This window comes from Polaromonas sp. CG_9.5, from assembly GCF_035984465.1.
Taxonomy (GTDB): Bacteria; Pseudomonadota; Gammaproteobacteria; order Burkholderiales; family Burkholderiaceae_C; genus Polaromonas.
This window is the reverse complement of the sequence record NZ_JAXCHR010000001.1, coordinates 87,470-111,372: the sequence shown is the minus strand read 5'-3', so window position 1 is coordinate 111,372 and position 23,903 is coordinate 87,470. Positions and strand designations below refer to the sequence as shown.

20 protein-coding genes and 2 tRNA genes are annotated in these 23,903 nt (G+C 59.2%); 18 read left to right on the top strand and 4 right to left on the bottom strand.

Annotation, left to right across the window (positions count from 1 at the left end):
- The 6 genes from RCH06_RS00500 to RCH06_RS00475 all read left to right on the top strand — a co-directional run bounded on the left by RCH06_RS00500 (window position 1) and on the right by RCH06_RS00475 (window position 6,717).
- Window positions 1-351 carry an FKBP-type peptidyl-prolyl cis-trans isomerase gene (locus tag RCH06_RS00500; protein WP_327079468.1) on the top strand — a complete coding sequence of 117 codons (351 nt, stop codon included), beginning with the start codon at window positions 1-3 and terminating at the stop codon, window positions 349-351.
- Window positions 352-447: 96 nt separating this feature from the next.
- Window positions 448-1,644: a nicotinate phosphoribosyltransferase gene (gene pncB, locus RCH06_RS00495; protein ID WP_327079467.1), complete on the top strand. Its 1,197-nt coding sequence runs from the start codon at window positions 448-450 to the stop codon at window positions 1,642-1,644.
- A gap of 65 nt (window positions 1,645-1,709) precedes the next feature.
- Window positions 1,710-3,119 carry a sodium:proton antiporter gene (locus tag RCH06_RS00490; RefSeq protein ID WP_327079466.1) on the top strand — a complete coding sequence of 470 codons (1,410 nt, stop codon included), beginning with the start codon at window positions 1,710-1,712 and terminating at the stop codon, window positions 3,117-3,119.
- A gap of 21 nt (window positions 3,120-3,140) precedes the next feature.
- Window positions 3,141-4,127, top strand: coding sequence for a 2-hydroxyacid dehydrogenase (locus tag RCH06_RS00485; protein ID WP_327079465.1), 987 nt, complete (start codon window positions 3,141-3,143; stop codon window positions 4,125-4,127).
- 15 nt (window positions 4,128-4,142) lie between these two features.
- Complete coding sequence (gene rmuC / locus RCH06_RS00480; RefSeq protein WP_327079464.1) at window positions 4,143-5,489, top strand: DNA recombination protein RmuC; 1,347 nt, start codon at window positions 4,143-4,145, stop codon at window positions 5,487-5,489.
- A 10-nt stretch (window positions 5,490-5,499) separates the two neighbouring features.
- Window positions 5,500-6,717, top strand: coding sequence for an MFS transporter (locus RCH06_RS00475; protein WP_327079463.1), 1,218 nt, complete (start codon window positions 5,500-5,502; stop codon window positions 6,715-6,717).
- On the opposite strand, the gene RCH06_RS00470 is transcribed toward RCH06_RS00475, so the two are convergent.
- From RCH06_RS00470 to earP, 3 genes are all read right to left on the bottom strand, one after another.
- Window positions 6,714-7,577, bottom strand: a complete 864-nt coding sequence (locus RCH06_RS00470; RefSeq protein WP_327079462.1) for a TIGR00730 family Rossman fold protein — start codon at window positions 7,575-7,577, stop codon at window positions 6,714-6,716. The two genes, RCH06_RS00475 and RCH06_RS00470, sit on opposite strands and share 4 nt — an antisense overlap.
- Before the next feature lie 136 nt (window positions 7,578-7,713).
- Window positions 7,714-8,268 (bottom strand): elongation factor P, encoded by a 555-nt coding sequence (gene efp, locus RCH06_RS00465; protein ID WP_327079461.1) that lies wholly within the window; start codon window positions 8,266-8,268, stop codon window positions 7,714-7,716.
- 147 nt (window positions 8,269-8,415) lie between these two features.
- Window positions 8,416-9,543 (bottom strand): elongation factor P maturation arginine rhamnosyltransferase EarP, encoded by a 1,128-nt coding sequence (gene earP, locus RCH06_RS00460; protein WP_327079460.1) that lies wholly within the window; start codon window positions 9,541-9,543, stop codon window positions 8,416-8,418.
- Window positions 9,544-9,603: 60 nt separating this feature from the next.
- On the opposite strand from earP, the gene RCH06_RS00455 reads away from it, so the two are divergent.
- From RCH06_RS00455 to RCH06_RS00440, 4 genes are all read left to right on the top strand, one after another.
- A complete protein-coding gene (locus RCH06_RS00455) occupies window positions 9,604-11,298 on the top strand; it encodes a DUF2235 domain-containing protein (protein WP_327079459.1) in 1,695 nt (564 codons plus the stop codon).
- A gap of 5 nt (window positions 11,299-11,303) precedes the next feature.
- A complete protein-coding gene (gene uvrC / locus RCH06_RS00450; RefSeq protein WP_327079458.1) occupies window positions 11,304-13,271 on the top strand; it encodes an excinuclease ABC subunit UvrC in 1,968 nt (655 codons plus the stop codon).
- 62 nt (window positions 13,272-13,333) lie between these two features.
- Complete coding sequence (gene pgsA / locus RCH06_RS00445) at window positions 13,334-13,900, top strand: CDP-diacylglycerol--glycerol-3-phosphate 3-phosphatidyltransferase (protein WP_327079457.1); 567 nt, start codon at window positions 13,334-13,336, stop codon at window positions 13,898-13,900.
- A gap of 71 nt (window positions 13,901-13,971) precedes the next feature.
- Window positions 13,972-14,853 carry a DMT family transporter gene (locus tag RCH06_RS00440; RefSeq protein WP_327079654.1) on the top strand — a complete coding sequence of 294 codons (882 nt, stop codon included), beginning with the start codon at window positions 13,972-13,974 and terminating at the stop codon, window positions 14,851-14,853.
- On the opposite strand, the gene RCH06_RS00435 is transcribed toward RCH06_RS00440, so the two are convergent.
- The gene (locus RCH06_RS00435; protein WP_327079456.1) at window positions 14,798-15,775 is read right to left on the bottom strand and encodes a LysR family transcriptional regulator; all 978 of its coding nucleotides are present in this window, start codon (window positions 15,773-15,775) and stop codon (window positions 14,798-14,800) included. The genes RCH06_RS00440 and RCH06_RS00435 overlap by 56 nt on opposite strands.
- A 217-nt stretch (window positions 15,776-15,992) precedes the next feature.
- Between RCH06_RS00435 and RCH06_RS00430 the strand changes: the two genes are divergently transcribed.
- The 8 genes from RCH06_RS00430 to RCH06_RS00395 all read left to right on the top strand — a co-directional run bounded on the left by RCH06_RS00430 (window position 15,993) and on the right by RCH06_RS00395 (window position 23,902).
- Window positions 15,993-16,871, top strand: a complete 879-nt coding sequence (locus RCH06_RS00430; protein ID WP_327079455.1) for an alpha/beta fold hydrolase — start codon at window positions 15,993-15,995, stop codon at window positions 16,869-16,871.
- 18 nt (window positions 16,872-16,889) lie between these two features.
- On the top strand, window positions 16,890-17,996 hold the full coding sequence (locus RCH06_RS00425) for a tartrate dehydrogenase (protein WP_327079454.1): 1,107 nt from the start codon (window positions 16,890-16,892) through the stop codon (window positions 17,994-17,996).
- Window positions 17,997-18,249: 253 nt separating this feature from the next.
- The gene (locus RCH06_RS00420) at window positions 18,250-18,522 is read left to right on the top strand and encodes an HU family DNA-binding protein (protein ID WP_327079453.1); all 273 of its coding nucleotides are present in this window, start codon (window positions 18,250-18,252) and stop codon (window positions 18,520-18,522) included.
- Between the two features lie 18 nt (window positions 18,523-18,540).
- A tRNA-Val gene (locus RCH06_RS00415) sits at window positions 18,541-18,616 on the top strand.
- Between the two features lie 80 nt (window positions 18,617-18,696).
- Window positions 18,697-20,631 (top strand): SurA N-terminal domain-containing protein, encoded by a 1,935-nt coding sequence (locus tag RCH06_RS00410; RefSeq protein ID WP_327079452.1) that lies wholly within the window; start codon window positions 18,697-18,699, stop codon window positions 20,629-20,631.
- Window positions 20,632-20,667: 36 nt separating this feature from the next.
- Window positions 20,668-20,743: transfer RNA gene (locus tag RCH06_RS00405), tRNA-His, on the top strand.
- Between the two features lie 457 nt (window positions 20,744-21,200).
- Window positions 21,201-21,482: a hypothetical protein gene (locus RCH06_RS00400; protein ID WP_327079451.1), complete on the top strand. Its 282-nt coding sequence runs from the start codon at window positions 21,201-21,203 to the stop codon at window positions 21,480-21,482.
- A gap of 140 nt (window positions 21,483-21,622) precedes the next feature.
- Window positions 21,623-23,902, top strand: a complete 2,280-nt coding sequence (locus tag RCH06_RS00395; RefSeq protein WP_327079450.1) for an ATP-binding protein — start codon at window positions 21,623-21,625, stop codon at window positions 23,900-23,902.
- The last annotated feature ends 1 nt before the right edge of the window (window position 23,903 follow it).

Sequence of the window (23,903 nt, the reverse complement as noted above, 5' to 3'; positions counted from 1 at the left end):
ATGACCACCACGACTCCATCAGGACTGCAGTACGAAGACACCGTGCTCGGCACCGGCGCCATTGCCAAAGCCGGCCAATACGTCAAGGTGCATTACACCGGCTGGCTTTTCAACGACGGCGTGCAGGGCGCCAAGTTTGACTCCAGCAAAGACCGTGGCCAGCCGTTTCAGTTCTCGCTGGGTGCTGGCGAAGTGATCAAGGGCTGGGACGAAGGCGTGCAGGGCATGTCGGTGGGCGGTACGCGCCGGCTGGTCATTCCAGCGGCACTCGGCTACGGCGCACGCGGCGCAGGCGGCGTGATTCCGCCCAATGCTACGTTGCTGTTTGAAGTCGATTTTCTGGGTACGTGATTCGGCCTTGATGGTTTGACCCTTGCACCCGACTCGCCGCCTTGGGGCGCGAGTCTGGGCAGCGGATTTTCTCTTCTGGCTTTTTAAGCGTTCACCATGATCATCACCAGCCTGCTCGATACCGATCTGTATAAATTCACCATGATGCAGGTGGTGCTGCACCAGTTCCCCGGTGCCGAGGTGGAATACCAGTTCAAGTGCCGCAATGCCGGCGCGCCTGGCATCACCGATCTGGCACCTTTTGTGAACGAGATACGCGAAGAAATTCGCGGCCTGTGCCGGCTGCATTTTCAGGATGCTGAACTCGCCTATCTGAAAGCCATGCGTTTTATCAAGAGCGATTTTGTCGATTTTCTCGGCATCTTCAAGCTCAACGAAAAATACGTCAGCGTCAACGCCTTGCCATCGGGCGAGATTGAGGTGTCGATCAAGGGGCCGTGGCTGCACACGATCTTGTTTGAAATTCCGGTGCTGGCCATCATTAACGAGGTTTATTTCCGCAACACCCAAAAGCAACCCGATTTGAGCGAAGGCCGCAAACGGCTGGACACCAAAATCGGGGAGTTGCAGGCGGCGGGTCTGGGCGAACTCAAGATTGCCGATTACGGCACGCGCCGGCGTTTTGGCAAGGACTGGCACGAAGAGGTGTTGCGCACGCTGGTAAGCCGCCTGGGCACAGGCGCCAAAGGGCAACTGGCCGGAACCAGCAATGTGCTGTACGCCATGAAGCTGGGCTTGATTCCACTGGGCACGATGGCGCATGAGTATCTGCAGGCGTGCCAGGCGCTGGGCCCGCGTTTGCGGGACAGCCAGGTGTTCGGCTTTGAGGTGTGGGCCAAGGAATACCGGGGCGACCTGGGCATTGCGTTGTCGGATGTCTACGGCATGAGCGCCTTTTTGCGCGATTTTGACCTTTACTTTTGCAAGCTGTTCGATGGCGCGCGCCACGACAGCGGCGACCCTTTCCAGTGGGGCGAGCGCATGCTGGCGCACTACATTAAAAATCGCGTCGACCCGCAAACCAAGACGCTGATTTTCAGTGATTCGCTCACGATGCCCCGAACCATCGAGCTGTACCAGCGGTTCAGGGGGCGTTGCCAGCTGGCCTTCGGTATTGGCACCAACCTGACCAACGACCTCGGCTACGAGCCGCTGCAAATCGTCATCAAGATGCTGCGCTGCAACGGCCAGCCGGTCGCCAAGCTGTCTGATACGCCGTCTAAAAACATGTGTAACGACGAAAAATATTTAGCCTATCTGCGCCAGGTATTTGACATCCCAACGCCTGCCTGATTTTCACGTTCGATAATGGCCGCCCGCGCCAGCCGCCGGCAGGGCGCGCTACCCTGGAGATATAAATGAAAGCTTTCCGCTGGACAGCGGCGCTGATGCTGCTCGCACTCTGCCCCGGCCTGTCGTTTGCCGCCGAACTGCAGGGTAGTGAACTTTCTGTGCTGTGGGGCGTTCCTTTTGCCGGCTTGCTGCTGTCGATTGCTTTGCTGCCGCTGCTGGTTTCCCGCTTTTGGCACCATCATTTTGGCAAGATAACGGCCGCCTGGTCGCTGGTTTTTCTGCTGCCCTTTGCGGTGGTTTACGGCCCCGGCCTGGCTGGTGCCAGCTTCATGCATGCGCTGCTGGCTGAATACCTGCCGTTCATTTTTCTGCTGACGGCGCTGTTTACGGTGGCCGGCGGCATTCACATACGCGGCAACCTGCACGGCAGTCCGGGGCTGAACACGGTCATCCTGGCGATTGGCGCGGTACTGGCCAGTGTCATGGGCACCACAGGCGCATCGATGCTGCTGATCCGGCCCCTGATTCGGGCCAACGACAACCGGTCGCACACGGCGCACGTGGTGGTGTTTTTCATCTTCATCGTGTCAAATGCCGGCGGTTCGCTGACGCCGCTGGGCGATCCGCCGCTGTTTCTGGGTTTCCTGAAAGGCGTGGATTTTTTCTGGACTGTGAGCCACATCTTTCCTGAAACGCTGTTCCTGATTGGCAGTTTGCTGGCGATTTTTTATGCGCTTGATATGTGGTTTTATCACCAGCGAGAAGAAATTGGCCCGCTGGACCCGACGCCCGACACCCGCAGCATTGGCTTTGACGGCGCTGTCAACTTCTGGTTGCTGGGCTTTGTTGCCGGGTTGGTGCTGCTCAGTGGTTTCTGGAAGTCGCCCGTGGTGTTCAACATCGCCGGCACTGACGTGGGTTTGCCGGGCGTGGTGCGCGATGCCGGGCTGCTGGCCATCACCTTGCTGTCGCTGAAAATCACGTCGGCCAAAGTCCATGACGACAACCAGTTTTCATGGGGCCCGATGCTTGAAGTGGCCAAGCTGTTCGCCGGCATTTTCCTGACCATCATTCCGGTCATTGCCATGCTCAAGGCTGGCACCGATGGGCCTTTTGGCGCAGTGGTGTCTGCCGTAACGCGTCCAGACGGCTCGCCCAACCCGGCCATGTATTTCTGGGCTACCGGCCTGCTCAGCTCGTTTCTGGACAATGCGCCGACCTACCTGGTGTTCTTCAACACCGCCGGCGGCGATCCGCAGGCGCTGATGACGACCTTCGCCGGCACGCTGGCCGCCATTTCAGCCGGCGCCGTGTTCATGGGCGCGAACACCTATATTGGCAACGCGCCCAACCTGATGGTCAAGGCGATTGCCGAAGACCGGGGCGTAAAAATGCCGAGCTTTTTTGGCTACATGCTGTGGTCTGGTGGCGTGCTGATTCCCCTGTTCATCATCATGACCTTTATCTGGTTCTAACAAAGAAGGCCAACATTTCCCATGAGCAAACCCAAAATCCTGATGGCCCGCGCCGTGTTCCCCGAAGTCATTGAGCGGCTTGAACAGTACTTTGACGTCGAACCCAACCAGGCCGACGAAACCTGGTCCAAAGCCCAGCTAATCGAGCGGCTGCAAGGCAAGGCGGGCGCCTTTACCACCGGCAGCGACCGCATCGATGCCGAGGTGTTGGCCGCTTGTCCGCAGCTCAAGATTTGCGCCAACATGGCCGTCGGCTACAACAACTTTGACATCGCCGCCATGACCGCTGCCGGCGTGCTGGCCACCAACGCACCCGATGTGCTGACCGAAACCACCGCCGATTTCGGCTTTGCATTGCTGATGGCGACTGCCCGCCGCATCACTGAAAGCGAGCACTACCTGCGCGCCGGTCAGTGGAAAAAATGGAGCTACGACATGTTTGCCGGCTCCGACATCCACGGCGCGACGTTAGGCATTCTGGGCATGGGCCGCATCGGGCAGGGCATTGCCAAACGCGGTGCGCACGGCTTTGGCATGAAGGTGATTTACCACAACCGCTCCAGGCTCGACGCGGCGCTTGAAGCCGAGTGCAAGGCCCGCTATGTCAGCAAGGAAGAACTCCTCAAGACCGCTGACCACCTGGTGCTGGTGCTGCCGTATTCGCCGGCGTCGCATCACACCATCGGTGCCGCCGAACTGGCGCAGATGAAGCCAACGGCCACGCTGGTCAACATTGCACGCGGCGGCATTGTCGATGACGCCGCGCTGGCAGCTGCCTTGCGCAACAAGACTATTGCAGCCGCCGGGCTGGACGTGTTTGAGGGCGAGCCGTCGGTGCATCCCGACCTGCTCACCGTGCCCAATGTGGTGCTGACGCCGCACATCGCCAGCGCCACGCTGCCGACGCGCCTGGCGATGGCCAGTCTGGCGGCTGACAACCTGATCGCATTTTTTACAGGAAACAAGCCGCTCACGCCCTTGAATCCTGCGGTGCTAGCTATTAAATAAATAGCGAGCCTGCGCATGGAATTCTGGCTGATGCTGGCCTTGCTGCTGGCCAACCTGCTGTTGCTGGTCTGGCTGGTGGTACGTCCGCCGGTTGCGTCTGCAGACGATGGAAATGCCAAACTGCTGAATGGCTTTGCAGATGTCAACGACCGGCTGGAGCGCGAATTGCGGCGTGAAATCAGCGACAACGCGCGCAGCAGCCGTCAGGAACTGGCCAGCGTGTTTGCCACTTTCCAGCAAACGCTGGTGCAGCAAAGCGCCGAAGCCACGCGCAGCCAGAACACGCAGATCGATGCGTTTTCGCAGCAGCTAGGCCTGCTGCAAAAAACCTTGTCAGACACCCTGAGCGTGCAGCTGCATTCGCTGAGCGAATCAAATGCCCGCCGCATGGGCGAGGTGCGCGAAACGCTGGAAAAGCAGCTCGCACAACTGCAGCAAAGCAATGCCGACAAGCTCGACGAAATGCGCCGCACCGTCGATGAAAAGCTGCAAAACACGCTGGAAACGCGGCTCGGCCAGAGCTTCAAGCAGGTGGCTGACCGGCTCGAACAAGTCCACAAGGGGCTGGGTGAAATGCAAACGCTGGCACAAGGCGTGGGCGACCTCAAGCATTTGCTGACCAACGTGAAAACGCGCGGAATTTTTGGCGAAGCGCAACTCGCAGCCCTGCTGGAACAGGTGTTTACCGTCGAGCAGTACGCGGCGCAGGTCGTGACGCGGCGCGGCGGCAAGAACCCAGTCGATTTCGCCATCAAGCTGCCGGGCCGCTCTGACTCGGGGGAGCCGCTGTGGCTGCCGATTGATGCGAAATTTCCGAACGAAGACTATGAGCGGCTGCTCGATGCGCAGCAGCGCGCCGATGGGCCGGGCGCTGAAATCGCCGGCAAGGCGCTGGAAACGCGTATCCGGCTGGAGGCCAAATCGATCTCTGAAAAATACATTGAGCCGCCGTACACCACCGACTTTGCGATTTTGTTTTTGCCCACCGAAGGCCTGTACGCCGAAGTGCTGCGCCGCCCCGGCCTGATTGAATGCCTGCAGCGTGACCACCGTATCACGCTGGCCGGCCCGACCACGCTGCTGGCGATGCTCAATTCGCTGCAAATGGGTTTCAGGACGTTGGCGCTGGAAAAGCGTTCCAGCGAGGTGTGGCAGGTGCTGGGCGCGGTCAAGACCGAGTTTGGCAAGTTCGGCGACGTGCTGGCCAAGGTCAAGTCGCAGACCGAAACCGTGCTCAACACCTTGACCAGCGCCGAGCAGCGCAGCCGCGTGATGGGCAAGGCGCTGCGCAACATCGAAGCCCTGCCAGAAGCCGATGCCGCCCGCCTGATTCCGCTGGACAAAGGGCTGGAGCCGGAGTGATGCAAGTAGCATGACGCGCGCGCTGGCCCGGCTGATCCTGGCGCAGATCTGTTTGCATGCCTGCATGGCGGGCATGCGTATGGCCGCGCCCCTGCTGGCGCTGCGCGAAGGCTACAGCCCGGCTGCTGTGGGCGTGCTGCTGGCGCTGTTTGCCCTGACACAGGTCTTTCTGGCGCTGCCCGCAGGCCGCTTTGCCGACCGCCACGGCTTGCGGCGTCCGGTCAGCTACAGCGTGCTGGCGGCGGTCACCGGAGCGGGTGCGGCAGTGGCCTTTCCGGTGTTTCCGGTGCTGTGCCTGGCCGCGCTGCTGACCGGCGGCGCGACCGGCGGGGCCATCATTGCTCTGCAGCGGCATGTCGGACGGGCGGCCGGTGGCGTGCTGCAACTGCGCCAGGTGTTCAGCTGGCTGGCCATTGGCCCGGCCATTTCCAACTTTGTCGGGCCGTTTTCCGCCGGTCTGCTGATTGACCATGCGGGCACCACGCCCGGCAGCCTGTGGGGATACCGGGCGGCTTTTTTCATGATGGCCGTCCTGCCGCTGGTCACCTGGTTTCTGGTTCGCAATACCCGCGAGCTGCCGCCGGTGGTTGCCGCAAGCGCCGGGTCGCGGCCCAAAGCCTGGGATTTGCTGCGCCAGCCGACATTTCGGCGGCTGCTGCTGGTGAACTGGTTTCTTTCATCGTGCTGGGATGTGCATACCTTCGTGGTGCCGGTGCTGGGCTTTGAAAGAGGCATCAGTGCCTCGGTGATTGGCTCCATTTTGGGTGCGTTTGCAATCGCTGCCGCTGTCGTCCGCATGCTGCTGCCGCTGGTGGCTGCGCGCCTGAAAGAGTGGCGCGTGCTCGCTTTTTCCATGTTGGCGACGGCCGTGCTGTTTGCGGTTTATCCGTTCATGCGCTCGGCGCTGGGCATGGGGATTTGTTCGGTGTTGCTGGGCTTGTCGCTGGGCATGGTGCAGCCGATGATCATGAGCATGCTGCACCAGATCACGCCCGAAGCGCGTCACGGCGAGGCGCTGGGGTTGCGCCTCATGACCATCAATGCGTCGAGTGTCATGATGCCGATGCTGTTTGGTTCAGCCGGTGCGCTGATTGGCATTGCCGGCGTTTTCTGGGCCACCGGGGCGCTGGTGGGTGCGGGGTCGCGCCTGGCCTGGCTGCTTAGGGACAGCTTGAGCTTTCACGCAGACCAGCCTGTTGGCCCGCCTGGCGCCGGCAAAAACTCCTAGAGTTCGTAGAACGCCCGAATCACTTCCCAAGCCGCTTCTGGCGTGTCAACGTACTTGAAGAGCGCAATGTCCTGAGGTGAAATCACACCTTCCTCGATCATGAGGTCGATGTTGAAAAGCCGTTTCCAGTAGTGGCTGCCAAAAAGAATGATGGGCACCGGTTTGGCCTTTTTGGTTTGCACCAAGGTGATGATTTCAAACAATTCATCAAGCGTTCCGAATCCGCCCGGAAAAGCCACCAGCGCCTTGGCACGCATCATGAAGTGCATTTTGCGCATCGCAAAATAATGGAACTTGAAGTTCAGCGACGGTGAAACGTACGGGTTGGAGCCTTGCTCGTGCGGCAACACGATGTTCAAACCCACGGTCAGTGCGCCCATTTCCTGTGCGCCCCGGTTGGCCGCTTCCATGATGCCCGGCCCGCCGCCGGTGCAAATGAACAACTGCTCCGCTGCCGGGCGCGGGTTGCTGTAGCCCGCCACGATGCGCGCAAACAGGCGTGCCTGGTCGTAGTAGTTGGCGTTGCGCAAATGGCGCTGCGCCAGCGTCAGTGCCGCTTCATCGCCGCTTTCTTCGGCCAGCTTGAATGCTGCATTGGCCTGCTCGGGGGCCGGGAAGCGGGCGCTGCCAAACACCACGACGGTGTTGTCAATGCCTTGCGCCTGCTGCTCGATTTCAGGCTTGAGCATTTCAAGCTGCATCCGGATGCCGCGAATTTCGCGGCGCAGCAAAAACTCCGGGTCTGCAAAAGCCAGCCGGTTGGCATGAGGCTGCAGTGGCGTGGTGTCACTGGAGAGCGCTTGCAGCTCAGCCCAGGCATGGGCCAGGCGGTCTTCTGATAAGTCTTGTGTTTGTTCCATGAGCCGTTCGGTTTAAAAAGTGAAGTAAGCGCGCAAGCCGGGCAATTTTGCCCGTTGCCAGTGTCTGCGCATCATGCAAAAAGGCTCCGTGTGGAGCCTTTTCTAAAAATCAGCGTGAGCCGCAAAGCTCTGCAGATCAGACACGTTTGCGGTACTCGCCGGTGCGGGTGTCGATTTCAACCACGTCCCCTTGCGCCACAAAAATAGGCACGCCGATTTCAAAGCCGGTGGCAATCTTGGCGGGCTTCAAAACCTTGCCGGAAGTGTCGCCTTTGACGGCAGGCTCGGTCCAGGTGATTTCGCGCTGCACGCTGGTCGGCACTTCGACCGAAATGGCCTTGCCGTCATAGAACACGACTTCGAGGTCCATGCCATCTTGCAGGTAGTTCAGCGAGTCGCCCATGTTTTCGGCTTCGACTTCGTACTGGTTGTACTCGGCGTCCATGCAGATATACATCGGGTCGGCAAAGTACGAATAGGTGCATTCCTTCTTGTCCAGAAAAACCTGGTCCAGCTTGTCGTCAGCCTTGAACACGACTTCGGTGTTGAAGGTGGCGATCAGGCTTTTGAGCTTCATGCGCACGGTGGCCGAATTGCGGCCGCCCCGGCTGTATTCGGTCTTGAGCACGACCATCGGGTCTTTGCCGTTCATGATGACGTTGCCGACGCGGATTTCTTGAGCGATTTTCATAGCAGTCTTACTGATTTACTGAGGTGGACCGCCAAACGTCTGCAGTTGTCGTGCAGGTTCTGCGGTGGGTTGTTTGGCCGATTAAATGCCTGTTTATCGGACGTTGGTGCGTTTGGCCCAACAGGCTAATCCGCAGAGCCGATGATTTTAGCGGCTTTTTTCTGCAAACCCAACCAGCCGCGTGCACAGGTCGTCCCCGGCCATCAGGCGTTTACGGGCGGCGAGCGCGCAGGCTTGCCAGGCGGGCAGGTCAAGCGCCGGGACTTCTTTCGGTGGCTGGCCAGTGCCCTGGCGGTTCCAGGCGGCGTGAAAATTTCGCAGTGAAGGCGGCGCTTGCAGCCAGTCCAGAAAAGCATCGAGCTTGTCCAGATGCGCCTCGTCGTCCTGCGGATAGATTTGCCAGACAAATGCCTTGCCGGCCCACAGCGCGCGCACCACCGAGTCTTCGCCGCGCACAAAATTCAAATCGCAAGCCCACAACAAGTGGTCAAATTCAGTTTGCGGCAGCAGGCGAAGGTATGAAAAAGATAGCAGGTTGCGCCCGTCCGTATTGCGCAAGCAGGCTATTTCATCATTAAAAGCGGTTTTGACAGCGGCGGTAGCCCGTCCTGCCGCCACCAGCAGCCGCACCGGCTCGCCGTTCAGCCCGTGCTGCGCAAACTGCCGCAACAGGCCGGGCAGCGCGTCGGGCTCGTAGCAAAACAGCGACACCAGCTTTTCGCCGCGCCATTCAATGCCTTGGGCCGCCAGCCAGACGCGGCGGTCAAAACGGGCTTGCCGCTGTTCCAGATCGGGCTCGCGCAGCAGGCCGCCGGTGGATTCGGTAAAGCCGGGATAAAAAAACCACTTCAGCCAGCCAGCCGCCGGGCCGGTTTGCACCGGCGAGGGCAGGGCATGGCAACGTTCGACATAAGCCTCTGCCGACAGGTATTCGAGGTTGATCCACAAGGGTTTCAGGTCGCTTGTGCTTGACTGACGGGCGCAAGCAGCTATAAATTCAGGAGCGGCTTCGCAGCCGAACGATTCGATCAGCACCTCGCAAGGGTGACGGGCCAATTCGGCGGCGTTCAGGGCCAGCGGTTCATGCCACGTTAAAACGTCAACGCCTTGGCAGCCGCTAGGCGCCATCCAGGCCAGCGCTGAAGCATCATCGACCCACAAGCGCACGCGGTGGCCGCGCGTGGCCAGGTCGGCGGCCAGACGCCAGCACACGCCAATGTCACCAAAGTTGTCGATGACCTTGCAGAAAATGTCCCAAAAGCGCAGATTCGTCATGCGGCTATTGTGATCAAAAACTAAAGTCAAACCAGGCTTGGCTGGGCAGAAAGGGTTTTCATGGCACCTCGGCAATTGATCGTTTGTTGCGACGGCACCAACAGCACCCTGACCGGTGGCAGTCACGACACCAACGTGACCAAGCTGTGCGAGTTGCTGGCCCTGAGCGGTGGTGACCAGCTGCTTTACTACGACCCCGGCGTTGGCAATCCGGGCGAGTTGCCGGGCGCGACTTTTTCTGACAACCTCAGCCGGCGCTTTGAGAGGCTGCGCGGGCTGGCGTTTGGCCGGGGAATTTACGAAAACATTGCCGACGCCTATGTGTTTCTGATGCGCCACTACCGGGTGGGCGACCAGATTTTTCTGTATGGGTTTTCGCGTGGCGCCTTCACGGCGCGCAGCCTGGGCGGCCTGGTCACGCAGTTCGGCTTGCTGCGCCCCGAAATGCAGGGGCTGGTGCCAACGCTGCTGCACCTCTATTTTTCTGACCGCCAGCAAAGCCAGGGCGACTATCAGCGGATCAAAGAGCAGATCAGTGCACTGTTTTGCGCCGACGATCACCGGCAGGCGCCGATTTGGTTCGTCGGCGTGTGGGACACGGTGGAGTCGGTGGGTGCGCCGCTGTTTCGCCGCGTCATCACCGCGTCGCCCACCATTGTGGACAAGCGCTTTCACCATGTCCGCCAAGCCCTGGCGCTAGACGAGTTTCGGCGTTCCTTTGCGCCGCGCCCCTATTACATTGACCCGCGCTTTGATTACGCCGCTCATGGCCAGAGCATTCGCCAGCTGTGGTTTGCGGGGTCGCACCGCGATGTGGGTGGCGGCTACGTCACCTCGGCGTCGCGCCTGTCCAACGAAGCACTGCACTGGATGCTGGAAGAGTCGGTGGCGTGCGGGCTGCGGCTGGCGCCGGGGCTGCTCAACGACGCAGGCCAGCTCGACGAGTGCGCCATGCTCAGGGCGCAGCGCACGGCGGGCGTGGCCGGTTTCATGGCGTTGCCCAAGGTGCACAGCGAAACCTTCACGGCGCCGCTCTGGGCGCTGGTAGGGCTGCAAGTGCGCAACACGTATGAGGTCGATACAGCGCACGGCGGCACACTGCCGGCGTATCCGGTCGAGCATCCTTCGGTGGCGCAACTGGCGCTGGCCTTTCCTGCCGACACCGTCTGGGCGCGGCCACGTTCCTGGTTGGGGCTGGTTGTGGCGACCCTGGCACTGCTGGTGTGCTGGCTGCTGAGTGGCGCGCTGCTGAGTGGTGCCATCGACCCGGCCCGCATGTCGCTGTGGCAAGGCCTGCGGGTGCTGGTCACGGCGTTGCCTGCAGCCAGCGCTGCCAACGTGTCGCTGGCCGGCTGGCAATTGGGCTGGTGGCTCTCAGGCGACAACCCCACGGCGACGCTGCCGGTGCCCGGCACGGTGGCCGGCGCATTGCTCGCAGACTTGGGCTTGATTGCTGCCTATGGTTATTTAGTGGCGCGTGCCGTGAGCTGGGCCTTTGCGCGCGTGGCGGGCTTGCGCCGCGCGGCCGAGCGGCCTGCGGCGGCCCTTAACTTGCTGGGGCTGAGCGCCTTTGTCTTTGTTGCAGCCGACTTGGCGGAAAACTTGCTCACGCTGTGGCTGGTCTATGGGTTTCCCAGCACCTTGCTGCCCCAAGCCGAGCTGCTCGTGGGGCTGGCCATGAGCGTGGCATCGGCTGCCAAATGGGCCGGGCTGGCGGGATGCGCCGTTTTGCTGGTCTGGGGCGCGGCAAAATAGGTGCCATGTCTTTGCAACCCAACGCCGACCATTCCCCCGAACTGCTGGCCCAAGTGGCCGCCTTGCCCGCGCTGCCGGGCGTTTACCGCTATTTCGACGCCGACGACGGCGTGCTCTACGTGGGCAAGGCGCGCAACCTGAAAAAGCGCGTCACCAGTTATTTCCAGAAAAACCACGGTGGCACGCGCATCGGCCACATGATCACGAAGATCGTGCGCATGGAAACCACGGTGGTGCGTTCCGAGGCCGAAGCGCTGCTGCTGGAAAACAACCTCATCAAGACGCTGCACCCGAAGTACAACATCCTGTTTCGGGACGACAAGAGCTATCCGTACCTGAAGCTGACCGCCGCCCAACCCCGGCCCGAGGGCGGCGCGCCGGCGGCCATCGCCTTCCCGCGCATTGCTTATTACCGGGGTGCGGTCGAGAAAAAGCACCATTACTTTGGCCCTTACCCCAGCGCCTGGGCGGTGAAGGACACGATTCTTTTGCTGCAAAAAGTGTTCAGGCTGCGTACCTGCGAAGACACGGTGTTCAACAACCGCACCCGGCCCTGTTTGCTGTACCAGATCAAGCGCTGTTCGGCCCCTTGCGTGGGCCATGTGTCGCCCGAGCAATATGCGCTGGACACGGCCAACGCCGAGCGGTTTTTGCAGGGCCAGACGCAGGAAATCCTCGGTGAGCTGGAAAAGAAAATGCTGCAACACGCCGACCGGCTGGAGTTTGAGCAAGCCGCCGAGTTGCGTAACCAGATGTCGGCGCTGTCGAAAATCCTGCACCAGCAGTCGATGGAGCTGGGCGGCAAGAACGGCGACGTGGACGTGGACATCCTGGCGGTGAAAGTGCAGGGCGGCAAAGCCTGCGTCAACCTGGCGATGGTGCGCGGCGGCCGTCATCTGGGCGACCGGCCTTATTTTCCGACGCATGTGGAGCACGCCACCGACGTGGCGGCGCTCGATGCCGATGTGCCCGAAGCCGGTGACGTGCATCAGCCAGCGCCAGCCGGCAAATCCATTGAAGCGCTGGTGCTTGAAGCCTTCATTGCGCAGCACTACATCGATGTGCCAGTGCCGCCCACGCTGGTGGTCAGCGAGCCAGTCGATAAAGAGCTGATGGCGGCGCTGGTCGAGCAGATCGGCCACCGCGTGGCGGCGGTTCACCAGCCGCGCGAGCAGCGCCGCGTCTGGCTGGAAATGGCGCAGAAAAATGCCAGCTTGCAGCTCGCGCGGCTGCTGGCCGAGCAGGGCTCGCAGCAAGCCCGCACCCGGGCGCTGGCCGAAGCGCTGGAGTTGCCGATGGACAACCTGGACGACTTGCACATCGAGTGTTTCGACATCTCGCACACCGCCGGTGAATCGACGCAGGCGTCTTGTGTGGTGTTCAAGGAGCACAAGATGCAAAACAGCGAATACCGGCGTTACAACATCGAAGGCATCACGCCCGGTGACGACTACGCGGCCATACGCCAGGTGCTGACACGCCGTTACACCCGGCTGGCCGAGGCGGCGCGCAATGGCGAAGCCACGCTGCCGGATTTGGTGCTGGTCGATGGCGGCAAGGGCCAGGTGTCGATGGCGCGTGAAGTGTTTGTCGAGCTGGGGCTGGACCTGGGGCTGATTGCCGGTGTTGAAAAAGGCGAGGGCCGCAAGGTGGGGCTGGAAGAGCTGGTGTTTGCCGACGGGCGCGAGAAAGTTTATCTGGGCCGGGATTCGGCGGCGCTAATGCTGATTGCACAGATTCGCGACGAAGCGCACCGCTTCGCCATCACCGGCATGCGCGCCAAGCGGGCCAAGGTGCGGGTCGGCGGCAGCCGGCTGGAAGATATTCCCGGCATTGGCCCGAAAAAACGCGCCAGCCTGCTACAACGCTTTGGCGGCGTGCGCGGCATTGCATCGGCCAGCGTCGAGGACATTGCGATGGTGGACGGCATTTCCACCGAACTGGCCGAAGAGATTTACCGCGCCTTGCACTGATAAACACGGCGGCTTGCACCGGCTTGTGCGGCCAGTCATCGGCGCATGCCAAAATCGGCACTATGTTTTGGACCATCCCCACTTTAATGACCTGGACGCGCATCGTCGCGATTCCGCTGATCGTGGGAGTTTTTTACCTGAACATCCCTTTTGCCGAACGCAACTTGATTGCTACCGTGATGTTCGTGGTGTTTGCCGCCACCGACTGGCTGGACGGCTATCTGGCCCGCAAGCTGAACCAGGCGTCTTCTTTCGGTGCATTTTTGGACCCGGTGGCGGACAAGTTTCTGGTTTGTGCTTCCTTGCTGGTGCTGGTGCATTTGCAGCGCGCCGATGTGTTTGTAGCGCTCATCATCATTGGCCGCGAAATCGCCATTTCGGCGCTGCGCGAATGGATGGCGCAGATTGGCGCGTCGCGCAGCGTGGCCGTTCATATGCTCGGCAAGGTCAAGACCACCGTGCAGATGATTGCGATTCCTTTCCTGCTGTATGACGGACGCCTGTTCGGTGTCATCAACACGCCGATCTGGGGCACCTGGCTGATCTGGATTTCAGCCATCCTGACCGTTTGGTCGATGGTGTATTACCTGCAAAAAGCGATTCCTGAAATCCGCAAGCGGGCCAAATGACGCGCACTCACGCTTGCTGAAGCGGCCTGGTTTTGAGCGCCGCTACCTCTTCCAATCGTCTGATCCGGGCCATGCCGGCCGTGTTCGTGCTGATCTGGAGCACCGGTTTCATCGTGGCCAAATTCGGCCTGCCGTACGCGCCGCCGCTGACTTTTCTGGTGCTGCGCTATGCCTTTTCCATTGTTTGTTTTCTGATCTGGATCCGGTTTGCCCGTGCGCGTTGGCCGCAAGGTCGCGAGCAATGGCAGCATCTGGCCGTAACCGGCGTGCTGATGCATGCCGGTTATCTGGGCGGTGTCTGGGTTGCCGTCAAAGGCGGCATGGGGTCGGGCCTGACGGCGCTGATCGTCGGCCTGCAGCCGGTGCTGACAGCGCTTTGGCTGTCTTGGGCCGCAGCGCCGGCGGAGCTGAATTCGTCGCAAACCCAGGTCACGCCGCGCCAATGGACGGGGCTGGCGTTGGGGCTGGGTGGCTTGCTGCTGGTGGTGGCCCGAAAATTTGGCAGCGGCAGTGAAGTCACTGCGTTGACGCTGGGCTGTGCGGTATTTGCGCTGTTCAGCATCACGGTCGGAACGCTGTACCAGAAGCATTTTGTGCAACCGACCGATGTACGCAGCGCCAATGCCATCCAGCTGGCGGCGGCCTTGCTGGTGACCTTGCCGTTCGCCTTGATGGAAAGCGAAGCCATTGTCTGGAATGCCGAGTTCATGGGGTCTATGGCCTGGTCAGTGCTGGCGCTGACGCTGGGCGGCAGCTCGCTGCTTTACTTGCTGATCCAGCGCGGCGCAGCGACTTCGGTCACCAGCTTGCTGTACCTGGTGCCGCCCACTACCGTCGTGATGGCGTGGCTGCTGTTTGGTGAAGCCATCACGCTGGCGACCGTGATTGGTACGGCGATTACGGCATTAGGTGTGAGCCTGGTGGTGCGTCCTGCGAAGCCGCAGGCCGCCTAGTTTTCCAGGGCGAATCCTGAAATTGGGCGACCAGAAAATCGATCAGCAGCCGGATACGCCGGGGCGAATCGGTGCGATAAGGCGCCAGCCAGTGAATGTCGGCGTCAGGCATGGCGTAGTCGGCCAGCACCCGCACCAGTTGGCCTGAAGCCAGCCACGGCGCAATGTCCCACAAGCTGCGCAGCATGATGCCGCGCCCGTCCAGGCACCAGTCACGCACCAGTTCGCCTGAATTGCTCGCCAGCGGGCCCTGAACCTTGACGCGCTCAGGGAGCTTGTTGCCGCCTTTGTGCAGCGTCCAGGTGTTGAATTGCTGGTTTTGGGCATTACCGTTTTCCCGAACGATCAGGCAGGCATGGCTGCCAAGGTCTTCCAGACGAATCGGTGCGCCGTGCTGCTGCAGGTAGCCGGGCGTGGCGACCAGAACCCGCTGGTTGCACGCCAGCCGCCGCGACACCCATTGCGCCGCTTGCCGGCCCTGTACCGACCAGAGCCAGATGGCACCATCAAATCCTTCAGCAGCCAGATCAGGTAATTGCTCGGTGAGTTGCAGCTGAATGTCGATGCGCGGATAGCGCTCCTGAAATCTGGCCAACGCCGGCCCCAGCCACAGGCGGCCAAAGCCAAAAGTGGCGGCCAGCCGAATCAAGCCGGTCGGTTCTGCCTTGCGCTCCTGCAGCTCGGCCTCCAGTGCGGCAAAACCCTGCAGCAACACCACTGCGCGCGCGCAAATCGTCTCGCCCTCTGCTGTCGGGCTGACGCGCCGCGTGGTGCGCTGAAACAGACGCTGGCCCAGCCGTGCTTCCAGCGCGGCCAGTCGTTTGGTGACCACTGGTGCGGCTACATCCAGACTGCGCGCCGCCGCCGCCAGACTGCCGTGATCACGTACGGCCACTACCAATTCCAGATCGCTGCGTTCCATTCTTGCCCATACGGAAATAATTGATTGCCTGATTATTGATTGAATAAAGTTTGCAGCTTGTGCAGAATCAGCTGTCAGCAACCATACGCACGGAGACTTTGCATGCCATCCATTCGCTGTCCTGATCAGGGCGGGCGTTCACTGAGACGCTCTTCTGCGGGCATCTTGCGGCAAGCCGTCGCCCGATGGCTGCGGCCCGAGGTATCAAGGCCTGCAGATGTTTAAAAACTTTATCGCGTCCGATATTGAAGGGCCGGCCGGACGCTTGCGCACGTTGCGGGGCGGGCAGGGCGCCCCCCTTTTGCTGCTGCACGGCCATCCGCAAACGCATGTGATGTGGCATGCCGTGGCCGATGAGCTGGCCACCCTGTTCACCGTGGTAATGCTGGATTTGCGCGGCTATGGCGATTCGGTGCGGGTGCCATCAGACGTTGGCCACCATGCGTATTCCAAGCGGGCGATGGCGCTTGATGCGATGGCCGTGATGCATCACCACGGGTTTTCGCAGTTTCAGGTACTGGCTCACGATCGGGGCGCGCGGGTGGCGCATCGCCTGGCGGCTGACCATCCCGAGGCGGTTCAGCGGCTGATGTTGTTGGACATCGCACCGACGCTGGCCATGTACGACCACACGTCAGATGCGTTTGCCCGGGCTTACTGGCACTGGTTCTTTCTGATCCAGCCTTCACCTCTGCCTGAAGCCCTGATCGAGTCTGATCCGGTGCGCTATCTGCACAGCGTGATGGGCGCGCGACATGCGGGGCTGGCGGCATTTGCGCCGGCTGCGCTGGCCGAGTACGAGCGTTGCGCGCAAATTCCGGGCACTGCCATGAGCATCTGCGAGGACTACCGCGCTTCAGCGACGATTGACCTGGTGCACGACCGTGCAGACGTGGCCACCGGCATGAAATTGCCGCAGCCGCTGCGCGTTTTGTGGGCCGAGCATGGCGCGGTTGGCCGGTGTTTTGACGTGCTGCAGCTCTGGCATGCGCGCGCCCATGATGTGTCGGGTGCCCGCCTGCCGTGCGGACACTACATTGCCGAAGAAGCGCCGGCGCTGCTGCTGGCCGAGGCATTTCAATTTTTCAAACCCTGAACCCAAGGACAAAAAGTAATGAGCAAGCTAACCGGTAAAAAAAGAATCGCCGTGATCGCCGGCGATGGCATTGGCAAGGAAGTGATGCCCGAAGGCATTCGCGTGCTGGAGGCGGCTGCCGTCAAATACGGCATTGAGCTGCAGTTCGATCATTTCGATTTTTCAAGCTGGGATTATTTTGAAAAGCACGGCAAGATGCTGCCCGACGACTGGAAAGACCAGATTGGCGGGCACGATGCCATCTACTTTGGCGCTGTGGGATGGCCCGACAAAATTGCCGACCATGTGTCGCTCTGGGGTTCGCTGCTGCTGTTCCGGCGCGAATTTGACCAGTACATCAATTTGCGGCCTGCACGGCTGATGCCGGGCATCGTTGCGCCGGTGGTCAGGCGCGACGGCAGTCCGCGCCAGCCCGGTGAAATTGATTTTTATATTGTTCGGGAAAATACCGAAGGTGAATATTCCAGCATCGGCGGCAGGGCATTTCCTGGAACCGAACGGGAGTTTGTGCTGCAGGAGTCGGTGTTCACACGCATCGGCGTTGACCGGGTGCTGAAGTTTGCCTTCGAGCTGGCCCAGACGCGGCCTAAAAAACACCTGACCAGCGCGACCAAATCGAACGGCATTTCAATCTCCATGCCGTACTGGGATGAACGCGTGGCCGAGATGGCGAAAAACTATCCGGCAATTCAGCTGGACAAGTTTCACATCGACATCCTGACGGCGCATTTTGTCCAGCGGCCAGACTTTTTTGATGTGGTGGTGGCCAGTAATTTGTTTGGCGACATTTTGAGTGATCTGGGGCCGGCCTGCACCGGAACCATCGGCATTGCCCCCAGTGCCAACCTCAACCCCGAGCGCAAGTTCCCTTCACTTTTTGAGCCGGTTCATGGCTCGGCTCCGGACATTGCCGGACGCAATATTGCCAATCCTATCGGTCAAATCTGGTGCGGCGCCATGATGCTGGAGTTCCTGGGCCACAAGGACGCGCATGACGGCATCGTTGCCGCTATTGAACATATTTTGAAACCCGAGAACGGCGGACCACGCACCCCTGATCTGGGTGGCCAGGCCAGCACAGCTGACGTGGGTAAAGCCATTGCCCAGGCGTTGGTCGAACTGTGAAACGCGATGTTGTCAAGCATGAAAATTAACCTTGGCGCTTGGCAACAGGGCCGGAGTCAGCCAAAAAAAAGCTAGAATCCCGCTCCACAGCTTTAAAAACTTGCGCCGTATTGACAGCCCGGAAGTCCATGTCTTTAATGGATCCACTTCCCAAGCCGTACATGCCGCCCCTGCGAACACCGCGCATGCCGTCTTGCAGGAAATGCGTTTTAAAGCTGAACAGATTAATTGATCCGATAACGAGGTGCTTCTTGTGAACAAGACTGAATTGATTGAGCACATTGCCAAAAATGCCGATATTTCCAAAGCCGCAGCTACGCGCGCTCTGGATTCCACCATTGGTGCGGTCAAAGCCACGTTAAAAAAAGGAGGCTCTGTGTCTCTGGTGGGTTTCGGCACTTTTGCAGTCGGCAAGCGTGCTGCGCGTACCGGTCGCAATCCACGCACCGGCGATGCGATTAAGATCAAGGCAGCCAAAGTTCCAAAGTTTCGTCCGGGCAAAGCGCTCAAGGACGCATTGAACTGAAAGAGAATTTTTACAGTGGGGTGCTTAGCTCAGTTGGTAGAGCAGCGCCTTTACACGGCGTAGGTCGGCGGTTCGAGTCCGTCAGCACCCACCACCCACTCAAACAAAAGGCGAACCAAGGTTCGCCTTTTTTGTTATTGCGCCCAGTTCGGGCTGTTGTACAGGAAATTCGAGATGTTTGATTTCATTCGCAAGCACACCAAGTGGACCATGGCACTGCTGTTTTTACTGATCGTGCCGTCCTTCATATTGGTCGGAATGAACAGCAATCGTTCTGCTGAAAAAGGAAGTGTGGTCGCCAAGGTCAATGGAACCGAAATCACCCAGCCGGAATGGGACCGCGCGCATCTGCAAGAGGTGGATCGTCTTCGGGCGTCAATGCCGACACTTGATGTCAAGCTGCTGGATACGCCTGAAGCCCGCTATGCAACGCTGGAGCGCATGGTACGTGACCGGGTAGTTGCCGCCACTGCAACCAAGCTGAACCTTGCCACCAGTGACCAGCGCCTGGCGCGGGAATTGCGTGACAGTCCCGAGATTGCTGCCTTGCGCAAGCCAGACGGCACGCTTGATATGGATCGCTACCGGCAGTTGCTGGGTGCTCAGGGCATGAGTCCTGAAATGTTCGAGTCAAACATACGCGCTGATCTGTCAAACCGTCAGGTACTGGCTGGCGTGGCCAACAGCGGTTTCGCTTCTGCCCCTGCTGCGGATATGGCACTTAATGCTTATTTTGAAAAGCGCGAGATTCAACTTGCCCGTTTCAATGCCGCCGATTACGCCGCCAAGCTCAATCCCACGGATGCTGACCTTGAGCAGTTCTACAAAGCCAACGAGAAGCTTTTTCAGGCTCCCGAGCAGGCCAACATCGAATATGTTTTGCTTGATCTCGACACGGTCAAGAAGGGAATCACTGTCAACGAAGCAGACCTCAAAACCTACTACGAGCAAAATGCCAAGCAACTCAGCAGTGCCGAGGAGCGTCGCGCCAGCCACATCCTGATTCCTGTTTCGCAGACTGCGTCAGCTGCCGAACGTGAAAAAGCCAAGGCCAAGGCCGATGAGTTGCTTGCAATCGTTAAAAAGTCATCTGATACCTTTGCCGATGTAGCCCGGAAAAACTCGCAGGATCCAGGCTCTGCCCCCAATGGCGGCGATCTTGATTTTTTTGCCCGGGGCGCTATGGTCAAACCGTTTGAAGATGCTGCTTTTTCCATGAAAAAAGGCGACATCAGCGGTGTAGTGGCGTCTGATTTTGGCTATCACATCATCATGCTGACCGATATCCGGTCGCCTAAGCAGCGCAGCTTTGAAGAAATGAAGCCAACGCTTGAGGATGACCTGAAAAAGCAGCAAGCCCAGAAGAAGTTTTCTGAAGCGGCGGAAGTGTTTTCCAACGGTGTGTATGAACAGTCAGACAGCCTCAAGCCTATTGCTGAGCGCTTGAAGCTCGACATCAAAACGGCAGCCAACGTCACCCGTCAGCCTGCCGCTGGCGTGACAGGCGTGCTGGCCAATCCAAAATTTCTCAATGCCCTTTTTTCGCCTGATGCAATCGAGAAAAAACGCAATACGGAAGCCGTTGAAGTGGGGCCCAACCAGCTGGTATCGGCCCGTGTTCTGCAGTACACCCCGGCGCGCACCCAGCCGTTGGCGGATGTCAAGGACAACGTGCGTCAGCGCTGGCTGGCGCAGCGCAGCGCTGAAGAAGCGCGCAAGGACGGCACAGCCAAACTGGCTGACTGGAAAACCACACCAGCCCATGCTACGTTGAACGCACCCGTTTTGGTATCGCGTGAACAGACGCAGCAACTGCCAGTCCAGATTGTGGATGCCGCATTGCGCGCAGATTCCAGCGCTTTGCCGGTTTTTGCGGGAGTTGACCTGGGCCCTCAAGGCTATGCGATCGTCAAGGTCGATAAAGTCGCAGTGCGCGATGCGCCTGCTGAAGCTGTGGCCAAGCAGGAGCGCAGCCAGTACACCCAATGGTGGACGTCGGCTGAAACACTGGCTTACTACAACGGCTTGAAGCAAGGTGTAAAGGCTGAAATTTTGGTTGCCAAGCCTGTGCCAAGCAAGCTAAATGCAGAAGGAAGCGTAACGCCATAATTTATGGTCACTTTATCGCTATAATTAGCGGCTGCGGTGGCTGTAGCTCAGTTGGTAGAGTCCAGGATTGTGATTCCTGTTGTCGTGGGTTCGAGCCCCATCAGCCACCCCACTATTTACAAAGAAACCCTGTTATCAATCTGGTAGCAGGGTTTTTTCTTGTCTGGTCGATTTAGTGTCTCAATACGAGTTCTGTACATACTGTGCAAGCACTGACAGCTATCAAAAACAGAGCTTTTAGGTTCTGCGAGCTGAAAAATCGTGCCGCCGCAATCCAGGTGACAGATTTCATTCATCATCCAGCCTTCTCTGGACATGGCGATTGATAGCGTGGCCAAACAAGATCAGCGGGCGCATCACCTTGGCCGTCCGTCCTCAAAGCAGGAAAACTGCTTGAATAGTCATTCAAACGGCATCTTGCGCAATATCAGCGGGCGTAAGCAGCTATTAATTTGATAGTAAAAATTGCATATCCTATTCGGTTATCCTGCGTTAACCCGATTCGGTTAAACCCGGCTGGCATCTTCTGAATGCTGGCCCACCCCCGCTATTGAAGAAAAGAGGATTGCATGATTGTTCGTTTCCACATTGATCCGATGGAGCAAGATCTGTTTGAGTACAGCGTCAGCTACGAAGGCGAGACGCTGTATGCCGATGTGGGCCTGGGCAGCATGGAAGACTGCATCGTGGCCGCTACCGAGGGGCTGGACCAGGAGGCAGTGGCCGCCGAAATCTCGTACAAAGGAATCCTCAGCGGCACTTATCCACTGGCGTCGCTGGCGCTGATGACGGCGCAAATTGCTGACCATGCGTTGCAGACCACGCTGGCTGTCGAGGAGGTTCTCCTGTAGGTCTTTTGGCGTAGGGTGCCCATCCGAAAGATTTTTCGCCGCAGCCTTGTGGCCACGATGCGGGTCGATCGATGCGGCGCGCCAAACCCGATGAAAATTCCCGGAACGCCCTCAGTCTTGCCATATTCCCACCCCATGCCATGAAATCTTCCACGCAGATCAGCGCCAAAAGTTTGGGTCTTTACCTGGCGGTTTGTTTTTCGCTGCTGTCAGTTTTGCTGACCCTCATCTTGCTGGTGGTGATTGACGTCACCGTCACCAAACAGGCCAAGGCCAGCATTGGTGGCAACCTGGCCGAGTTGGCCCACCAGATGAGCTACCGGCTGGACCGGGCCATGTTTGAGCGTTACCGTGAAGTCCAGCTGATGGCCGACCGGATCGGGCGGGACGGCAAACCTGTCAGCGGGCCGGAAAACCGCAGGATGCTGGATGCGCTTCAGCGAACGTACCCCAATTACGCATGGATAGGCGCCACGGACGAGCAAGGCAAGGTGCTGGTGGCGACTCGTGGCGTGCTTGAAAATGCGGATGTGTCCGCCAGGCCCTGGTTTCAGAATGCGAAAAACAATCTGCATGTGGGCGACGTCCATGAAGCCAAAATGCTGGCCAAACTCTTGTCCAACAACACAGGTGAGCCGCTGCGTTTCGTGGACATCGCTTTTCCTTATGGCGGACTTGACGGCACGACAAGGGGGGTTTTGGCAGCCCACCTTTCCTGGGTATGGGCGCTTGACATCCAGCGCTCCATCATGGAGCCTGTGGATGCTGCGCGCAAGCTCGATGCCCTGATCCTGTCAGCTGACAACATCGTCCTGCTGGGGCCGCCTGGTCTGCAGGGTCAGAAACTGGAGCTGGACAGCCTGAAAAAATTACAGCTGGGTACCAATAGCTTCAATACCGAACGTTTGCTGGATGATCACGAGTATCTGGTGGGCATCAGCCGAGGCAATGGGTATGACTCCTATCCTGGACTGGGCTGGAAAGTGCTGGTCAGGGAACGCCTTGAAGACGCCTATTTGCCAGTCAAGCACCTTCAGATGCAGGTGCTCTGGATCGGCATCGCCGTGGCCTCGTTGTTTTCGCTGCTGGGCTGGCGGGTTGCACGTATCGTGACGCGACCTTTGAAGGTGCTGTCGCGCTCGGCGCAGCAGCTCGAAGCAGGGCAGCCGGTGAAAATCGATGTCATCAAGGCCGCTTATACAGAGGTCAATACATTGAGCGGTTCGCTCAATTCCCTGATCGGCAATTTGCAGCAAAAAGAAGCTGATTTGAAAGACCTCAATGCCACGCTGGAAAACCGGGTAGACCAACGGACGGTTGAATTGAAGCAGGCGCTGGAGAGCGTGCGCGACAATGAAAACCGCATCAACACCATCATTGAAACAGCCCAGGGTGCGTTTATCGGCGTGAATTTCGAGGGTCGTATTACCGACTGGAACACGCAGGCAGAAAAAATGCTGGGTTGGCGTCGTGAAGACATTCTGGGCCAACCGCTCGACACGCTTGTGCCCGAGCGATTCAAGGCCACTATCAGCAAGACGATGCAGGTTTTTGCAAACACGGGTTCCGCAAACTTCATCAATACCCACCTGGAGCGACTGGTGCTGACGAACGATGGCCGGGAACTGCCGGTGGAGATCAGGATTGGCCTGATCAACACGCCGAAGCTGAAATTTTTCAGCGCTTTTTTGCATGATATTTCAGAGCGAAAACAGGTCGAACGCATGAAAAATGAGTTCATTTCAACCGCCTCGCATGAACTCCGCACCCCTTTAACGGCAATTTATGGCGCTCTGAGTCTGGTGAATTCGGGCTTGGTTGGGGAATTGTCACCCGATGCCAAAGAGTTGATCGGGATTTCCTACCGGAGTGCAGAGCGGCTGGTGCGCCTGCTCAACGATATTCTGGATGTGGAAAAGATAGAGTCGCGCAGCATGACTTACGAGCGGGTGGTTCAGCCTGTATTGCCGCTGCTTGAGCAGTCGATACGGGCAACCCAGGCTTATGCTGACCAGTATCAGGTGCGGTTTGAACTGGTTTGTGAAAGTGGCCAAGACGCCCAGGCCAAGGTGGATGCCGACCGTGTGATCCAGGTGGTGGTCAACTTGCTGTCCAACGCGGCCAAATTTTCGCCAGCGGGCGGTGCTGAAGTGACGGTTCGCCTGCAGCGCCTGCCCGGCTTTGCGCGCGTCAGTGTGACCGATTCAGGCTGCGGCATTCCTGAAAGTTTTCGCAGCCGTGTCTTTGACCGCTTTGCGCAGGCAGACGCTTCGGACCAGCGGCAAAAGGGCGGCACCGGTCTGGGTCTGAGTATCTGCAAAAGCATCATCGAAGCGCATGAGGGCCAAATTGATTTCGTCAGCGAAGCCGGCAAAGGATCCGAGTTTTATTTTGATTTGCCGCTGGCAACGCCTGGCTGAT

What these genes read in the sequence shown, in the direction of transcription:
- RCH06_RS00500 (WP_327079468.1), top strand. Translation starts at nt 1, where the DNA reads ATGACCACCACGACTCCATCAGGACTGCAGTACGAAGACACCGTGCTC.
- pncB (WP_327079467.1), top strand. Translation starts at nt 448, where the DNA reads ATGATCATCACCAGCCTGCTCGATACCGATCTGTATAAATTCACCATG.
- RCH06_RS00490 (WP_327079466.1), top strand. Translation starts at nt 1,710, where the DNA reads ATGAAAGCTTTCCGCTGGACAGCGGCGCTGATGCTGCTCGCACTCTGC.
- RCH06_RS00485 (WP_327079465.1), top strand. Translation starts at nt 3,141, where the DNA reads ATGAGCAAACCCAAAATCCTGATGGCCCGCGCCGTGTTCCCCGAAGTC.
- rmuC (WP_327079464.1), top strand. Translation starts at nt 4,143, where the DNA reads ATGGAATTCTGGCTGATGCTGGCCTTGCTGCTGGCCAACCTGCTGTTG.
- RCH06_RS00475 (WP_327079463.1), top strand. Translation starts at nt 5,500, where the DNA reads ATGACGCGCGCGCTGGCCCGGCTGATCCTGGCGCAGATCTGTTTGCAT.
- RCH06_RS00470 (WP_327079462.1), bottom strand. Translation starts at nt 7,577, where the DNA reads ATGGAACAAACACAAGACTTATCAGAAGACCGCCTGGCCCATGCCTGG.
- efp (WP_327079461.1), bottom strand. Translation starts at nt 8,268, where the DNA reads ATGAAAATCGCTCAAGAAATCCGCGTCGGCAACGTCATCATGAACGGC.
- earP (WP_327079460.1), bottom strand. Translation starts at nt 9,543, where the DNA reads ATGACGAATCTGCGCTTTTGGGACATTTTCTGCAAGGTCATCGACAAC.
- RCH06_RS00455 (WP_327079459.1), top strand. Translation starts at nt 9,604, where the DNA reads ATGGCACCTCGGCAATTGATCGTTTGTTGCGACGGCACCAACAGCACC.
- uvrC (WP_327079458.1), top strand. Translation starts at nt 11,304, where the DNA reads ATGTCTTTGCAACCCAACGCCGACCATTCCCCCGAACTGCTGGCCCAA.
- pgsA (WP_327079457.1), top strand. Translation starts at nt 13,334, where the DNA reads ATGTTTTGGACCATCCCCACTTTAATGACCTGGACGCGCATCGTCGCG.
- RCH06_RS00440 (WP_327079654.1), top strand. Translation starts at nt 13,972, where the DNA reads ATGCCGGCCGTGTTCGTGCTGATCTGGAGCACCGGTTTCATCGTGGCC.
- RCH06_RS00435 (WP_327079456.1), bottom strand. Translation starts at nt 15,775, where the DNA reads ATGGAACGCAGCGATCTGGAATTGGTAGTGGCCGTACGTGATCACGGC.
- RCH06_RS00430 (WP_327079455.1), top strand. Translation starts at nt 15,993, where the DNA reads ATGTTTAAAAACTTTATCGCGTCCGATATTGAAGGGCCGGCCGGACGC.
- RCH06_RS00425 (WP_327079454.1), top strand. Translation starts at nt 16,890, where the DNA reads ATGAGCAAGCTAACCGGTAAAAAAAGAATCGCCGTGATCGCCGGCGAT.
- RCH06_RS00410 (WP_327079452.1), top strand. Translation starts at nt 18,697, where the DNA reads ATGTTTGATTTCATTCGCAAGCACACCAAGTGGACCATGGCACTGCTG.
- RCH06_RS00400 (WP_327079451.1), top strand. Translation starts at nt 21,201, where the DNA reads ATGATTGTTCGTTTCCACATTGATCCGATGGAGCAAGATCTGTTTGAG.
- RCH06_RS00395 (WP_327079450.1), top strand. Translation starts at nt 21,623, where the DNA reads ATGAAATCTTCCACGCAGATCAGCGCCAAAAGTTTGGGTCTTTACCTG.